The sequence below is a fragment of the Streptomyces sp. NPDC053427 genome, from assembly GCF_044544985.1.
Classification (GTDB): Bacteria; Actinomycetota; Actinomycetes; order Streptomycetales; family Streptomycetaceae; genus Streptomyces.
Genome location: NZ_JBITYA010000003.1, coordinates 328,826 through 344,167, shown reverse-complemented (window position 1 = coordinate 344,167; position 15,342 = coordinate 328,826). Strand labels below are relative to the sequence as shown.

The 15,342-nt window shown below is 68.4% G+C and carries 15 protein-coding genes and 2 pseudogenes; 6 read left to right on the top strand and 11 right to left on the bottom strand.

All coding sequences use genetic code 11. The features are described from left to right. Positions 1 to 160 precede the first annotated feature (160 nt). A complete protein-coding gene (locus tag ACIGWZ_RS09550) occupies positions 161 to 751 on the bottom strand; it encodes a TetR/AcrR family transcriptional regulator (RefSeq protein ID WP_400062556.1) in 591 nt (196 codons plus the stop codon). A gap of 63 nt (positions 752 to 814) precedes the next feature. Between ACIGWZ_RS09550 and ACIGWZ_RS09545 the strand changes: the two genes are divergently transcribed. Continuing rightward, positions 815 to 2,605 (top strand): protein kinase, encoded by a 1,791-nt coding sequence (locus ACIGWZ_RS09545; RefSeq protein ID WP_400062554.1) that lies wholly within the window; start codon positions 815 to 817, stop codon positions 2,603 to 2,605. Positions 2,606 to 2,765: 160 nt separating this feature from the next. Here ACIGWZ_RS09545 and ACIGWZ_RS09540 read toward each other — a convergent pair. After that, positions 2,766 to 3,168: pseudogene (locus tag ACIGWZ_RS09540) on the bottom strand (IS5/IS1182 family transposase); the annotation flags it as partial. Positions 3,169 to 3,264: 96 nt separating this feature from the next. Between ACIGWZ_RS09540 and ACIGWZ_RS09535 the strand changes: the two are divergent. From ACIGWZ_RS09535 to ACIGWZ_RS09525, 3 genes are all read left to right on the top strand, one after another. Continuing rightward, the gene (locus ACIGWZ_RS09535) at positions 3,265 to 4,434 is read left to right on the top strand and encodes a macrolide family glycosyltransferase (RefSeq protein ID WP_400062552.1); all 1,170 of its coding nucleotides are present in this window, start codon (positions 3,265 to 3,267) and stop codon (positions 4,432 to 4,434) included. 429 nt (positions 4,435 to 4,863) lie between these two features. After that, positions 4,864 to 5,577 carry a tRNA-dependent cyclodipeptide synthase gene (locus ACIGWZ_RS09530; RefSeq protein WP_400062550.1) on the top strand — a complete coding sequence of 238 codons (714 nt, stop codon included), beginning with the start codon at positions 4,864 to 4,866 and terminating at the stop codon, positions 5,575 to 5,577. Continuing rightward, a complete protein-coding gene (locus tag ACIGWZ_RS09525) occupies positions 5,574 to 6,761 on the top strand; it encodes a cytochrome P450 (RefSeq protein WP_400062548.1) in 1,188 nt (395 codons plus the stop codon). The genes ACIGWZ_RS09530 and ACIGWZ_RS09525 overlap by 4 nt, the downstream gene beginning before the upstream one ends. A 292-nt stretch (positions 6,762 to 7,053) precedes the next feature. On the opposite strand, the gene ACIGWZ_RS09520 is transcribed toward ACIGWZ_RS09525, so the two are convergent. The 8 genes from ACIGWZ_RS09520 to ACIGWZ_RS09485 form a co-directional block, all read right to left on the bottom strand. After that, positions 7,054 to 7,896: a creatininase family protein gene (locus ACIGWZ_RS09520; RefSeq protein WP_400062546.1), complete on the bottom strand. Its 843-nt coding sequence runs from the start codon at positions 7,894 to 7,896 to the stop codon at positions 7,054 to 7,056. Between the two features lie 293 nt (positions 7,897 to 8,189). Further along, entirely contained in the window at positions 8,190 to 9,137 is a 948-nt protein-coding gene (locus tag ACIGWZ_RS09515; RefSeq protein ID WP_400062544.1) for a nuclease, read from the bottom strand. 296 nt (positions 9,138 to 9,433) lie between these two features. Next, complete coding sequence (locus tag ACIGWZ_RS09510; protein ID WP_400062542.1) at positions 9,434 to 9,694, bottom strand: hypothetical protein; 261 nt, start codon at positions 9,692 to 9,694, stop codon at positions 9,434 to 9,436. After that, a complete protein-coding gene (locus tag ACIGWZ_RS09505) occupies positions 9,691 to 10,326 on the bottom strand; it encodes an AAA family ATPase (protein WP_400062540.1) in 636 nt (211 codons plus the stop codon). Before ACIGWZ_RS09505 ends, ACIGWZ_RS09510 begins: the two co-directional genes overlap by 4 nt. A 164-nt stretch (positions 10,327 to 10,490) precedes the next feature. Then, positions 10,491 to 10,664 carry a DUF2238 domain-containing protein gene (locus tag ACIGWZ_RS09500; protein WP_400062538.1) on the bottom strand — a complete coding sequence of 58 codons (174 nt, stop codon included), beginning with the start codon at positions 10,662 to 10,664 and terminating at the stop codon, positions 10,491 to 10,493. Positions 10,665 to 10,835: 171 nt separating this feature from the next. After that, positions 10,836 to 11,267, bottom strand: a complete 432-nt coding sequence (locus ACIGWZ_RS09495) for a GNAT family N-acetyltransferase (protein WP_400062537.1) — start codon at positions 11,265 to 11,267, stop codon at positions 10,836 to 10,838. 84 nt (positions 11,268 to 11,351) lie between these two features. Next, positions 11,352 to 11,663: a hypothetical protein gene (locus tag ACIGWZ_RS09490; protein ID WP_400062535.1), complete on the bottom strand. Its 312-nt coding sequence runs from the start codon at positions 11,661 to 11,663 to the stop codon at positions 11,352 to 11,354. Positions 11,664 to 11,812: 149 nt separating this feature from the next. Beyond that, entirely contained in the window at positions 11,813 to 12,856 is a 1,044-nt protein-coding gene (locus tag ACIGWZ_RS09485) for a zinc-binding dehydrogenase (RefSeq protein WP_400062533.1), read from the bottom strand. A gap of 144 nt (positions 12,857 to 13,000) precedes the next feature. Here ACIGWZ_RS09485 and ACIGWZ_RS09480 point away from each other — a divergent pair, with 144 nt between their 5' ends. Together ACIGWZ_RS09480 and ACIGWZ_RS09475 are read left to right on the top strand one after the other, a co-directional pair. Next, on the top strand, positions 13,001 to 13,909 hold the full coding sequence (locus ACIGWZ_RS09480) for a LysR family transcriptional regulator (RefSeq protein WP_400062531.1): 909 nt from the start codon (positions 13,001 to 13,003) through the stop codon (positions 13,907 to 13,909). Between the two features lie 201 nt (positions 13,910 to 14,110). Then, positions 14,111 to 14,512 (top strand): annotated as a pseudogene (locus ACIGWZ_RS09475) (FAD-dependent oxidoreductase); the annotation flags it as partial. A 34-nt stretch (positions 14,513 to 14,546) separates the two neighbouring features. On the opposite strand, the gene ACIGWZ_RS09470 reads toward ACIGWZ_RS09475, so the two are convergent. Continuing rightward, entirely contained in the window at positions 14,547 to 15,239 is a 693-nt protein-coding gene (locus ACIGWZ_RS09470) for an SAM-dependent methyltransferase (protein ID WP_400062529.1), read from the bottom strand. Between the last annotated feature and the right edge of the window lie 103 nt (positions 15,240 to 15,342).

Genomic DNA, 15,342 nt, shown 5'->3' with positions numbered 1-15,342 from the left:
ACGTGCAGTGCCGCTGGTCCCCGTGCCCAGGCCACGCGCGGGCGCGGGCCTCACTCCGAACGGGGCTCAGGCAAATCGGTGCCGGACAGTGCGCCGTCGTACCGTGCAACCTGGGCTGCAGCCTCCGGCCTCGGGCCGAGGGTGCGACCGGGTACGCACGTCACGGGGCCAGCGACCGCCAGATCCGGTCCGGCAGAATCCGGGCGGCCTCGCCGAGGTCGACGTCAACGCCTGAGAGCCAGCGGCGGGCGACGCCGACGACCGGACCGAGGGCCAGGGACTCGATCAACGGCAAGGGAAGTGGGGCGAGTTCGCCGGACTCGACACGGGGCTGGACCCACTGGGCGAAGGCCGAGAGCCGGGCCTCCTGGGCGTCGCGGAGTTCCTTTCCCTGGGCCATGCCGTATCGGTCGGCCAGGGAGGAGTGCAGGAGCAGGGCGGCGTCCCGGTGTTCCTGAATGAATGTGAGGTAGGTCCGGACGAGGGCGCGGATGCCCGTGCGGGCGGTGCGGGCACCGTGCAGAGACGAGGCCAGTTCACCCAACAGACGGCTCAGCCAGCGGTGTGTCAGAGCGCCGACAAGATTGTCGATGCTGCCGAAGTGGTGGTAGAGGCTCCCCAGGCTGACCCCGCTGGCCCGCGTGACCGCGCCGACGGTGATGCCCTGCTCGCCCTCGGCGGCAAAGACGCGCAGTGCGGCATCAAGGAGCAAGTCGACAGTCGCCTCGCCCCGTTGTTGTTTTGGGCTCATCGGTTCCTTCGCTGGTTCTAGAGTAGATTTCTAGAAACTGATTCCAATTCTAACGGGGCTGACGTGTGGGAGCTGAGTGGGAGCGGGGCCGAGCCGCTCGAGGCGGGGGATCCGCGCCGGATCGGGTCGATTCCGCTGGCGGGCCGGCTCGGAGCCGGCGGCATGGGGCGGGTGTACCTCGGGGTACGAGAGGGCCGGTACGTCGCCGTCAAACAACTACTGCCCTCCGTCGTCGGCGAGGACGGGGACTTCCTGCGCCGTTTCGGGCATGAGCTGGACAACCTTTCCCGACTGCCCGCGGAGGCCACCGCGCCGTTGCTCGCCAGCGACCGCACCGCGCTGCCCCCGTGGTTCGCCACCGCGTACGTGCCCGGGCTGACCCTGCGGGAAGCCGTCGAGCTGCACGGCCGCCCCCTGCCTGCGCACGCACTGTGGCTGCTGTTGCGAGAGACGGCGGCGGGCCTGGCGGCAGTGCACGGGCTGGACATGGTGCATCGGGATCTCAAACCATCCAACATCATGCTGACCCTCGACGGTCTCACCCTCATTGACTTCGGCATCGCCCGGGCCGCCGAACAGAGCCAGCTGACCAGGACCGGCATGGCCGTGGGCACGCCTGCCTATATGGCTCCCGAACAAGCCTCCACCTCACGGCGGTTGAGCGGCGCCACCGATGTGTTCGCACTCGGCTCGGTACTCGCGTACGCGGCGTGCGGCCGGCCACCGTTCGGCGACGAGTCGGGGCACGGCGTGCTGTACCGCATCGTCCATGAAGAACCCGACCTGGAGCCGTTGTGGGAGCTGGAACCGGAACTCGCCGAGGTCGTCGCGTCCTGCCTCGACAAGGACCCCGAGGGCCGCCCCACCGCCGCCGAGCTTCTCGAACGCGCCGGGCAGCGCGGGCCGTTCACCGCCCCGCTCTGGCCCGCGGCCATCACCGAGTGCCTGTCCGAGCGGGCCGCCTTTGCCGCGGATGTACAGAAGATCGACCTGCCGACGGCCCCGCTCACCGAGGCACAGCCAGAACCGGAGACAGCTCCCGAACCGAAGCCCGGGACCACATCCCGTCCGGCACGACCCGAGCGGCCGGAACGCCGCCGCCGTACCCGCATCCTCCTCGCCCTCATACCCATCGTGGTGGCAGGCGGTACGACACTCGCCCTCCAGAACCTGCCGTACACGTCCTCGCCCCGGGCCGAGGGACAGGCCACCCCGTCCGGCTCGGCCCCCGCAGCGGCCGGTCCGTCGGCGTCCACGGCCGGCGGGAGCCCGTCGGGTACGGCGGCACCGGCAAAGCTGCCGGCCAAGGAGAAGGGCAGGACCAAGGGCGAGGAGAAGGCCACGGACAAGGGGCAAGGAAAGAAGGGCGGGTCCCAGGCCCCGGCCGCCGGGGGCGCCGGAACCGGCGCACAGGACGGCACGGGCGGAAACGGCAGTCCGGGGAGTGCGGGCGGCACGGGCACTTCCGGCGGCGGAGCGTCCACGCCTCCCACCTCCGGCACCTCCCGCTACCGCAACGGCGACAACGGCAAGTGCATCAGCCAGGTCTACGGCGCCGCGGACTACCGGGACTGCTCGGACTCGTCCACCCGGTGGACCGCGCGGAGCAAGTCGGACGGCAGCTTCACCCTCGTCAACCAGCAGACCGGCCAGTGCCTGTACTCCAACGGGCTCGGCCAAGCCGTCTTCGTGGGCGACTGCACCCAGGACACCGGCCGACTGTGGCATACGGGCTCGGGCGGCAGCCTCCGGAGCGACTACGGCGGCGGCTGCCTCGACCTGGGCATGAGCGGCAACCTGGTGACGCAGACATGCGCCGGGGAAGCATCGCAGCGCTGGACGCGGCAGGCCTGAGCCGCCTCCTTCGGATCCTCGGGGTGGGGACCGAGGAGGGACGCAGCCACATCTCCCGCATACAGCGGTGCGGCGTTCTCCTCACCCCTCACTCCTCACTCCTCACCGTTCGTCGTACGGGACCCCGTGCCGACGCAGCCATGCCTCGGTCCGCTCGCGGTGCTCCTCGCCACGCCTTCGCGTCCGCGGTGGTGCCGGGTACCGGGCGGGCCGCGGCGACCACCAGGCGGGTGTCGGCATCGATGATGACCTGCACGTTTGCAGAGAAACGGTAGGTACGTGAGGAGGCGCGGGCCTTCCGGCAACGCACCGGGATCAGTGTGCCGTCCACGATCCACGGCCACTGAACCGCGTCGGGCGGGGCGGCAAGCCGGCTCCAGGGCCAGAAGCGGCCGCGGCCGCTGGATGACTCGGCACACCGTTGCCGACGAGATCCCGGGCAGCGGCGCGAGCTGGCGCATCGTCAGGTTCGTGCGGTGGTACACGGCCACCAGCGGGACGGTCACTGCCGAGTATGTGCCTTCCCCGCATCCCGGGCCCTGCGCGCCGCGTTGCCTTGTTGCGCACTGTCGCGTTGCCCAGTTGCGCCCCTCGGCGTTTGCCTGCCGTAGACCTCTATGCAAGGAAGTTCGGATATGCCCCTTCCATTCCATATCGCCATGATCGGCACACCTATGGTCGGCCATGTGCTGCCCAGCCTGGAGATCATCCGTGAACTGGTGGCCCGCGGCCATCGCGTGACGTACGCCAACGCCGACCGCGTCGCCGAGCTGATCACCCCCTCCGGTGCCGAGCTGGTCCGCCTGACCTCCACTCTGCCGGTCGCCGACAGCGACTGGCCGCAGGATCCCATCGCCGCTGCCTCCCTCTTCCTCGATGAGGCGATGGCCGTACTGCCACAGCTGCACGCCGCGTACGGGGACACCCCCGCCGACCTCTACCTCTACGACATCGGCGCGTACGCGGGCCGCGCGCTGGCCGAGGCGCAGGGCCGCGGCCTCGTCCAGCTGTCACCGGCGCATGTGGCCTGGGAGGGTGCCCAGGAGGAGATGGATGCGGCGTTTGCCGGGCTGCCGGGAGGTCCCGCCCACCGCGCGCGGTTCGCCGGCTGGCTGGCCCGGTGCGGTGCGGTGACCACGAACGTGGAAGAGTTCACGGGTCGGCCGCGGCGGGTGCTGGCCTTGATCCCGCGCGCCATGCAGCCACATGCGGACCGGGTCGACAGCAAGGCGGTGACGTTCGTCGGCCCGTGCTGCGGCACCGTTGAGAAGCAGGGCGGCTGGATGCGGCCGGCCGGCGCGAAGAAGGTGCTGCTGGTGTCGCTGAGCGGCTCGGCGTCCACCGGGCAGCGGGAGATCTACCAGCAGTGCATGGCGGCCTTCGCGGATCTTCCGGGCTGGCATGTGGTGCTGCAGTTCGACAGCAGCAGCGATCCGGTCGGGCTGGGGGAACGCATTCCTCCCAACTTCGAAGTGCTGCCATGGGTGCCGTCGTTGACGATCCTTGAGCAGGTGGACGCATGGGTGACGCATACCGGCATGGGCAGCAGCGGTGAGGGCCTGTACGCCGGTGTGCCGATGATCGCGGTACCGCACGGGGCCGAGCAGTGCCTCCACGCCGACCGGCTCGTCGAACTGGGTGTCGCCCGTCGGATCGACACCGCGGACCTCACGGCGGCGGCGCTGCGTACGGCCCTGATGGAACTCATCGGCGATCCACAGGTCGCCGCGCGCTCGGCATGGCTGTGGGCCGAGGTGCGCACCGAGGGCGGCACCCGTCGGGCCGTGGATGTGATCGAGGAGCAGCTGGTGCCGGAGCGAGTGGGCTGATCCCGCCGGGCAGCAGGCACCGCGCGGTCCGGCCGACCAAGAAGCCAACCAAGGAGGCGATCTCGTCGCAGCGAGGACGCTCCGCCCCACCGCGATCACCGTCCCGTGACAGCAAGGGCTGAGCGCGTGCCATCCGAGGCCGACTGCCGGGTTCGACGGTCAGGGGAGGGAGTACCGGCGCGGACTGGCGGGGAATGGTGCGCCTTCCCCGACCCGACGGTTCGACCTGAGCGGCTTCGCGACAAGCTCGTTCGCGATCTTCAGGCCGCGCTTGTGAACGCCATATGAACTCAACTAGGCGGTCTGACCTGCGAGTTACTGCCTAGTTCGGCATCACCCGGAACCGACAGTCAGGTAGGTTTCCGCTGTCGCCGCCACACCGGGAACACAAGGTTCCCAGGGACTAGCGGCACGTAGGGACATCGTCTCTTGACGACAGCGACCGAGATTTTTCACGTCCGTCCGTACACCCCGCACTGCCAGGTCATCACCGACGAAGGTGATCACGCCGTCATCGGCATCTCTCCGGGGAACTCCTACTTCACCCATCAGCGAGTCCTCAGCCTCGCCGCCTGGGGAGTGGAGAACTTCCGTCAGGTCGATCTCATCTTTACGGATCTGCATGTCGCCGACATGTATGAGGCGCTCGGATATCCGGCTGTCGACGCCCAGCGCAAGGCCGTGAAGAACCTGCGCGGTGTACGGGCCAAGGTGACCGCCGCCGTTGCCGCGCTCGACCCGGACGGCATCAGGCTCCGCGGCCGCCCCATGTCCGCGCTGCTGGACAACCCCGCCTATCGGGTCATACGCGAGAGCCTCGACGATCGGCTGTCCGCAGACCCGGCGTTCCGCGACGTCTGCGATCAGCTCGTGGTCCAGTTCCTCACCAGCAAGGTGCTCGCTGGGCAGCAGCCCACGGACCGTCAGCGTCAGGTCTGCCTCGACTACATCTGTGCCGAAGCGCCGCTGTTCATCGACACCCCCGCAATCATGGGCGTCCCGTCGTCGCTCAACTGCTACCACCAGGCGTTGCCGATGGCCGATCTCCTGTACTCACGCGGGCATGGCCTGCGCGCCACACGCAACCAGGGCCACGCCGTGATCACCCCCGCCGGCACTCTCACCGAAGGACACGACCAGTGACGACCGCCCCGACCCTGATCGACTTCCCGTTCTCCCCGCGCGGCGACCGCCTCCCCCCGGAGATCGAGCAGCTTCGCGCCACCCCGGTCACGCGGGTACGCACCATCGCCGGGGATGAGGCGTGGCTCGTCTCCTCCTACGAGCTGTGCAGACAGGTGCTCGAAGACCCCCGCTTCAGTCTCAAGGACACGTCGGCCCCTGGTGTCCCCCGGCAGTACGCGCTGACCATCCCGCCCGAGGTGGTCAACAACATGGGCAACATCACCGGCGCCGGTCTGCGGAAGGCCGTACTCAAGGCGATCAATCCCAGGGCCGGTGGCCTGACGGAGTGGATGACCGACCACGCCGCCCACCTGGTCGACGGCATCCTCAGCTACGGCCCGCCGGTCGACCTGCGCGGACGGTTCGCCAACCCCTACGCCGAGCACCTCCACTGCCACATCCTCGGCATCCCCCGCAATGACGCACCGCTGCTGGCGTCCAGTCTCGACATCGCCTTCATGAACTCGGCATGCCCCATCACCGGGGCGCGCCTGAACTGGGACCGGGACATCGCCCATATGACCGAGCGGCTCAACGATCGCGCCACCGACGGGCTCATGGCTGAACTAGCCGCCCTCCGTGGTGACCCCGACTATGCGCACCTCACCGACGAGATGCTCGCCACCGTCGGCGTCACCATGTTCGGCGCCGGAGTCATCTCCACCATGGGCGCCTTGACCATGGCGGTGTTCACGCTCCTTCAGAACCCCGAGGTGTGGAAGCAGCTGTGCGAGGAGCCCGGCAAGATACCGGCCGCCGTGGATGAGCTGCTGCGCGTGAACCTGTCCATCGCCGACGGACTGCCCCGCCTGGCCATGGACGACATGCAGCTCGGCGACACAGAGATCAAGAAGGGTGAACTCGTCCTCGTCCTGGTCGAGGCCGCCAACACCGACGAGAGCGTGTTCCCCGACCCGCACACCATCGACATCGACCGGCCGAACGCGGCCGCTCACCTCTCGTTCGGCTACGGCGGGCACTACTGCCCCGCCGTACCGCTCGGGAAGAAGCACATCGAAATTGCGATCGAGGCCCTCACCACCCGTATGCCCAGCCTGCACCTGGCCGTCCCCGTCGACCAACTCGTGTGGCGCACCCGCTTCATGAAGCGCATCCCCGAGCGCCTGCCGGTCGCTTGGTAGGAGCAGAAGTGCCGGCGTGAGCCGGCGTTCAACCAACACGATGGCCCCGACCTGAGAGAGGTCGGGGCCATCACTCCTGTGGGAATCGCGGGGCGGCTCAGCAGTTGCGGATCGACCGGACCGGGTCCCGGTTGCAGGAATGCTGCGGCGCGTCGTAGTGGACCCCCGGCGCCTCTGGCGCCGTCAGGACCGGGTCCCCTTCCCCACCCTGCAAGTACCGGCCGCCGCGTGCACCGGTTCGGCTTCCGGCAGCGCTGACGGCAAGAAGCGGCTGCTGCTGACGAGCGTCATGTCATCGATCGGTCCGGGGCGGGGATGACAGGGACGTACTCACAAGATCTGCCATGGCCATGGACATGCGGTGGTGGAAGCGCCACAGGAAGGGGTCGCGTGGGCTGGGTGCTCCGAAGTATCCCTGCGGAGTCACCTGCCGGGCGTGCTCGCCTCCCTTTCGCCATTCCGCCAGGTCGTCGACGGTCAGCCCCGTCGGCTTCAGTTGGGCCATGGCGTCGTAGTCGACGAGTTCGGGGAACCATCGCATCATCAGGGCGCTTTCGATCTCCTCGGCGTGCACGCCGAGCTCACCCGTCAGCTCCAGGCCCTCGAACAGCGGCTGCATGGCGTAGGAGGCCACAGCCTGAGGCGGTGAGCACTCGAGCCGGTCGGAGATGAAGTCCGGTTCCAGCAGCACGACACCGGTACGCCCCTGCTCGTGCTGGCGTCGCACCACTTCCAGCAGCATCTGGTTGTGGGCGATGTCGCCCTGATGGTTGATCACGAAGATGCGGTCGAATCCGTCGGTGGCCAGTGAGTCCAGGATGTCGGTGTGGAGTGCTACGGCCGTCTCCGGGCGGGTGCGGAACGTTCCGGGGAACGCGGACGACACCTGGTTGATGCCCCAGAAGACCGGCGGTGCGATCAGCGCCTCCACTCCGCGCTGCTCCAGCTCCGTCTTCACGAGCCGGCAGAGCTGGTAGGCGCCGTAGGCATCGGTGCCCAGAGGCAAGTGCGGCCCGTGCTGTTCGATGACCCCCGTTGGTAACAGGACGCACGCGCCCCGCTCGGCCGCGGCCTCCACCTCTGGGTACGTGAGGTCAGCGATCGTCCCAGCGAAGATCGAGTATCCGTTGTTCATTGAAGCTCCCCCTGGTCGGTTCTCTCCACCTGGCGATGTTCACTCTTGCCAGAACATCCTTGCCAGCAACGTGCGTTGTGCACGAGCAGCGGCCCCCACCGTCTACCGGCCAGTGCGTTGTAGAGAGATCACAAACGGCGCGGCTGAGGCACCGCCGGACCACCCGTCCGCCGGGGTGGCGAGCATCGCAGAGGTGACAGCCGACCTGCGTCGCATGGCGGAACATCGCGACCTGGAGCCCCTGCGCAGCTGGGTGCCTCGATTGGAGCCGGCGGCCCTGCTTCCAGGTGATCTCAGCGCGTGCGGCCGCCGCTTCCGGTGAGCCGTCGTGACGGTGTCAGGTTGAGATGGCCGACAGCCTCGTTCACGTCCTGCGGCCAGAGCCACAACCGGTAGATGGGCGGGACCCGGAAGTAGTCCTCCGGACCGTGTAGTTCACGATTGCGCATATCTGCGCAGTACCGCGTCCGCCAGGAGAATTCCTCACCGGGCTCCAGCTTTTTCCCCTCGGCCTTCTTCTTCGTCACGTCATGAAGCTTTTCGAGGGCCCGGTACTCGTAGGCGAGCAACGTGTGAGGATCCTTCCAGATCCCCTTCTTGTCCTTGACAGCCTTGTCGGCGGCCCTGAGGAAGAGGGGCAGGTCGAGTTCGCCGGGGATGGAGGGGGAGATGACGAAGGGTGCCGCCCATCCTGCGGTGATGAGATCGAGGTTGAACGTCGGCCTCTTCTCCCTCGGAAGAGTTTCCAGTTCCTTCTTTGAATAGTTCGGCGCGATGTAGGCGAGCAGGCGGTTGTTGTCGTCGAAAAAATCATCGGCGGTGCGGATGAAGATGCCGCGTTCCTTGCCGGGGTCCCGCCCCTCGGCCAGCCTCTTCTTGATGTTCTCCGTGTTGAACGTGGCTGCCGCCGTGCCCTGGCCGAACTGCAAGCTGCCCGCGTTCCCGGTCTCGATCTTCGGCAGCAGGAACTCCGCGAGGTCGTCGGAGATGGGTGCGATGCCGTCCCGAATCCATGCGGCGAGCTGCTTGAACTCCTCGTCGACCTTCTGGGCCCCCGCAGCGGTATCCGCTGTTGTTTCCGGAGTGTCGACGGACAGCATGCGGATCGGCATCTCGACGTACGGCGTGTCGCCGTCGTGTACGCGCGCCAGGGCGCGCGAGCCCAACGACGGCAGGGATATCCCGGCGGGCGTCCACAATATCTGTACAGGGTCCGTCACTGGCTTGCCGCCCTTCCCCACGATTCGCCTCTATCCCCCGTCTCCCAGCGTCACGCCGTGCCCCGGACGCCGCAACTTCGCCGCCCGGGCACGGCGTCAACGTCTGACCACCCACGCTCCGGGACACCAGGCGGTACGGCACAGGACCGGCTGTCCTACACATACGCCGCTCGGACGACGGTCAACTCGGCGTAGCCGCACGTCGTGGCCGTCCGGCTTCGCCGGCATGGTCTACCTGGAGGCGTAGCCACGGAGCCTCACCAGCCCTTTGTAGAGGTGAGGGCGGTGATGGTCTTGGTGACGAACGGGTGCAGTCGTCAAGAACGACGGGAACCGCCGACGAAGAAGGGCACCCTGGCGGCAACATCGACGACGGCGCGCATGACGGTCGTGCCGGCGAGCACCAGCACGGAGAGCGGCGGACCCGCCCATTGCGTCAGGCCTTTCTGGAGGCCAGGGTCCACTTCGATGGTCACGCTGACGTATCTGCTGTGCAGCGTGGTGACCTTCGAGGGCCGGGCGGCGCTGTCACCTCCGCGCTCCAGTGCCGCGCGGTATCTGTCCTTACGCTCCTTCATGTGGCTTCCTGACGCTTGATGAGTTCTCCGGCAAGCTCCATGTACGCCGAGCCTTTTGCTCGGACGGGACTTCCGAACGACTGGGCGTACAGGTCGAGCCGTGCGATCTGAGTGTTCAGCACGGCGAAGCCCCACTCGGTGAGAGCCTCACGAGCGTCGGCATCGGGGCCGGTACGCGTGGCGTCGGGACGATTGGTGCGGTTGAGGAGGACTACGCCCCGGGCCGGCTCGGCGCGCAGGGACTGCACCTCGTCCATCTCGGACCGGATGGGTGCCATCCGGTCCAGTTCGATGGGAGCGGGAGTCACCGGGATGATCCACTCGTTCGCGTACCTCATGATGCTGCGGGCGATACGAGGGTGGTCCTCCAACTGCGGCGCGTCGAGTACCACGGCCTGCCTGTTGCCCAGGAAGTCGTTCACACGACGGTGTACGTCTCCCACCGGCAAGGCGACGACCGGAAAGGGAAAGCCGGCCGCCAGCTCGCTCCAGCGCAGGGCGGAGGAAGCGGGATCGCCGTCGACCAGCAGCGGCGAGTAGCCCGACTCGTGAAGGGCGTGTGCCAGCCACACGGCACTGGTCGTCTTCCCGACTCCGGGTTTGAGGTTCACAAAGGCACAGCTCAGCAGCACGGGAGAAACCTAGCTGGCGTGATCTTCTCCTTGGGTCCGACGCGACCGCGAAGCTCTGCCGTTCACTCGCAAGCAGGCATGACGACGTACTGGACGTGGCCCGCTCGACAGCGCCGGACAGCTGTCGCGTGAACGTCGCCCCAGCAGCGACCAGGGCGCTCCGGTCACCACCACAGCCGCTGCCGTGTGCGGAACATGTCCCACCGGGTGTCCCATGCATCGCCCTGCGTGGCCAGGAAATCGTCCGCAACGTGACCGACGACGAGCGCAGCCGCCCACTCGATCATTTCGAACACCTCGCTGAAGACCAGGGGCCTTATGCGCAGAGGGAGTCGCAACGCAACGAGCAGACACCGGCAACACCCCGAGTTCGGCTACCGGGATCGCAGCGACGAAGAGCAAGGGCGGGTTCGCCGAGCCAGGAATGGATGTGTCCACAGCGAGCTGGCGTGTGCGCTTCGGCACAGGGTGCTCACTGGCCCATCACGCACGCCTTGGACGCGGCATCTTCAACTCCCCTCCATGAGGCGGTACATACCGATCGAGTCGTGCGTGGCGGTGTTGGCGAAGCCGAACTTCTCGTAGAGGAAGCGAGCGGGGCCGTCCGCGATCAGCGAGACATAGGCGGTGGCGGGCGCCCGGCGCTCCAGTTCCTCACTGAGTGCGGCCATGATGCGCCTGCCGAGGCCGCGCCCCTGGTGTGTGGGGTGCACGCATACGTCGACGATCTGGAACGCGGTACCGCCGTCACCGATGATTCGCCCCATGCCGATGGGCTCGCCGTCGTGGTGGAGGACCACGCCGTACCACGAGTTGGGCAGGGCGAGCTCGACCGCCTCGGGGGCCTTGTCAGAGAGACCGGCATCGGTGCGGAGGCGGCGGAAAACCTCGACGGCGGGCACACCCACGCGCAATTCGTAAGGGTCACTATAGTCATTCACATGTTACACGCTACAGGGTGCGCGATCGGCCGCCTCACGCCCTGACCCACCGGACGGAAAGCGGCTTAGGCTCCCGCCGTCGCGTCAGGTGCCCTGGGCGGTGCGGACGTGCCCGGCTTTCGCTCCCGGGCCAGTCGTCGAGACGATGCTGGTGCCGAGGATGGTCGGCGACACCCCGAATCCGTATTCGCGCACACTGAGCTCCGTAGCGCCCGGAGCGAACGTGTCGCCGTGCATGGCGGGCCAAGTGACGTGGTGGCCGGCCTCCTCGAGGCTGTGCGTCGACGCTCGCGAGGCGCGGGGAGCGCCACCATGCGGCGTGCGTCGTGGCGGGGGCCGCTTTCGGCGTCGCTGCAAAGGTTTGGCGATCTGGCCGTAACCACCGTCGTCGATCACGATCTGCAGGGGGAGCTCCCCGGTGCGGGAGGCTTGAGAAGTGGTGGCTGGACCGGCACCGGGTGGTGGGGACGCCTGATGCCGGTCCAGGTCTGGGGGCGGGGGGACCGGCAAGGCGCCGCTCCGCCCTGCCGCCCTGTCGGGCAAGGTCAGAAGGCGATCCGGACCTTGAGCGCCGTGCGGTTGTCCATCGCCGCGTAGCCGTCCGGTACGCCGTCCAGGTCGACCGTGCGGTCGAAGACGAGTCCGGGGTCGATGGCGCCCGAGAGCACGTCGGGCAGCAGCTCCGGGATGTAGGCGCGGGCCGGGGCGACGCCGCCGCTCAGCGTCACGTTGCGATCGAACATTTGGCCGATATCGATGCCGGCGCTGCCGCCGTGCGGCACGCCTACGTAGCCGACCCCACCGCCGTCGCGCGCGACGGAGAGGGCGGTGCGCATCGACTCCTCGGTGCCGACGGCTTCCAGTACGGCGTGCGCGCCCTGACCACCGGTCAGCTCCTTGACGGCCTCGACAGCGTCCTGCCCGCGCTCGGCGACCACGTCGGTCGCGCCGAACGTACGGGCTATGTCGGTACGTGCCTGGTGCCGGCCGAGCGCGATGATGCGACCGGCGCCGAGACGGTGTGCGGCGAGGACGCCGCACAGGCCGACCGCGCCGTCACCGACCACGGCGACGGTGGCGCCGGGCCGGACGCCGGCCGAAACGGTCGCATGGTGGCCCGTACTCATCACGTCGGACAGCGCCAGAAGCGCGGGCAGCAGCTTCTTCTCGCCCGCCGTCTCCTTGGGCAACGGCACCAGGGTTCCGTCGGCGAACGGCACCCGGACGGCCTCGCCCTGGCCGCCGTCCGAGCCGACCTCACCCCAGAAGCCGCCCTGCGGGCAGGAGGTGTGCAGCCCGTCGCGGCAGAAGTCGCAGGAGCCGTCGGACCAGACGAACGGGGCGACGACGAAGTCACCGGCCTTGAAGGCCCGCACCTCAGAGCCCACCTCTTCGACCACGCCGAGGAACTCGTGGCCGATCCGCTGGCCCGCCACGCGAGCGGCGACGCCACGGTAGGCCCACAGGTCACTGCCGCATATGCAGGCGTTGACCACCCGCACCACGGCGTCGGTGGGCCGACGGACGAGCGGGTCGGGCACCGTCTCGATCCTGATGTCGTTGGGGCCGTGAATAACGGTGGCGCGCACGAGAGAACTCCTGACACTGCGGGAGAAGCTTGCCCTGGGCTGGGCTGGGCTGGGCTGGGCTGGGCTGGGCTGGGCGCCAGCGTCGCTGGCGCAGCACCCTTCTGTCCAGCTACATCACCTACACCATGCCTTTAAGATGAGCTAATGCTCGAAGTGCGACGACTCATCCTCCTGCGCGACCTGGCGGTGCACGGCACGGTGACCGCGGTGGCCGAGCTGCACGGCGTCACACCCTCCGCCGTCTCACAGCAGCTACGACTCCTGGAGGAGGAGACCCGCACCCGGCTACTGGAACGCACCGGCCGCCACATCCATCTCACGGCCGCCGGCCACCGGCTGACCGAGGACACCGAGCGCGTCCTCGCCATGCTCGAACAGGCCCGAATCCGACTGACCACCGAGAGCGAGAATCCGGCCGGCCCCCTCCACCTCGGCTGTTTCCCCAGCGCGCTCGTGCCTCTGGCCGCACCCCTCGGCAACGCTCTGGAGAGCGCGCACCCAGCACTGCAACTGCATATCACCGAGGCCGAACCCGAAGCCGCCGTGCGGCTGCTGCTCCAGCGCCGCATCGACCTCGCGCTGGTCTACCGCTACACCAATCTCGCCACACCCGCACACGCCGGCGTCGAGACCCGGGCACTGAGGACCGATCCGCTGGTCGCCGTCCTGCTACGTGATCACCCAGCGGCTCACTCAGAGGGGTCCCCGATCGAACTGCGAGAGCTCGCAGACACACCGTGGATCACCGCCCCCGCGCAGACCGCGTGCGGCGACGCTGTCCTGCAAGCCTGTCGAACAGCCGGTTTCACCCCGCAGACACGGCATACCTGCACCGACTTCTCCGCCATGATCGCCCTTGCCGCAAGCACCGGCCACACGGTCCTCGTCCCCCGCATGGCCACGCATCAGCTCCCACCCACGCTGATCACACGACCGGTCACGGACCACACCCTCGCCCGCACGATCGAGATCGCCGTCCGCCAGAACACCGCGCACGAATCCGCGATCGCCGCCTGCCTCACCGCGCTCGACACCATCGCCCCCGTCCCATGAGATCCCGGTAGGCGCTACCACGCAGCAATCCGCGGCCGGAGCGCCGATAGCGAGGACACGGCCACGCAGCATGACCATGCTGTGGCCGGCCTGTCGCATACCGCCGTGGGCACCCGCCGCGTCACAGCCCAGGTGGAATACCAGTTCCTCCAGGGCCCTCGCCGGGTTCGGGGCCGTGCCGCCCGTGGTCGGCGGGAGGGACACCTCCACGGCATCCCGGCGACGATCTACGAGGCGGAGCCCTCGCCGACCGCCCGCACGCAGGGCGGCATGCTCGACTACAACGGGCAGCTCGCGCTCAAGGCCGCGGGCCTGTACGAGGAATTCCTCGGCCTCATCCACAAAGGCGGTGAAGCGTCGCGCGTGCTCGACAAGGACGGCACCGTGCTCCTCGACGAGCCCGACGACGGCACCGGCGGGCGCCCGGAGGTCCACCGTGGCGATCTGCGCCGCATTCTGCTCGACTCGTTGCCGACCGACACGATCAAGTGGGGGCACAAAGCCACCGCGGTCCGCCCCGCCCCAAGCTCTCGGCTTCGCTCGAACACGGGGCATGCCGTGGGCGACGGCCGGCACGAAGTGACGTTCGCGGACGGGTCAACCGGGCAACCTCACCGAGCTCAGCGTGACGCCCTGGTCAGTTCTTCCGTGCGGTGATCAGGGCGAAGGTGAGGAACTCGCCGCCGTCCGCGGTGAGCATGTCGATCACGGGCCGGTGTGCCTCGTTGTCCGTCCGGTGTTCGGCGCATGCCTGGGTCCACAGGAGCCAGTCGCGCCAGCCGTCCTGTTGGAACCGGGCGGAGGTGACCGTCACCAGGTCGGTGATCTCCCACTGAAAGCGCCACCACTCTGCTGTGTGCCAGGCAATCGCTTCCCAGCCGACCGCTTTCTTGACGTGCGTGGGGATCGCTCCGAGCTCGCGGACCTCCCGGGTCATTGCGGGCGTCGCCACGCCCAGTTGCCCGCCCGGACGCAGGAACCGTACGAGGTAGGGCAGGTAGCTGTCCGCGGTGCCGAAGTACTCGAACGCGTCGATGCTCACGATGGCGTCGAAGCTGTTCGCCTCGAACGGCAGGACATGCGTTTCCGTGCGTACTGCTTCCACGCGGTCGTCGACGCCGGCCTCGGCGAAGACGGTGACCGCCTCGTCCGCGCCGATCCACCAGTCGGCGGCGACCACCTGGACGCCGTACTCGCGGGCCAGGAACACCGAGGTGGCGCCCTTGCCCGAACCGAGGTCGAGGACCCTCATCCCCGGCCGCAGATCGAGGTCCCGGGCGAGGTCCTCCAGCAGCCACAACGGGTTCGGCCCCATGTCCAGATCGAGCAACCAGGCAGGGTCGTAGCGAGACGAGCGCGGGTACCGGTCGGGGCGTATGAGGTTGTTCACGGCAGTCACGGGCACCGACTCAAGCCGAACATGGGTGCTGTGG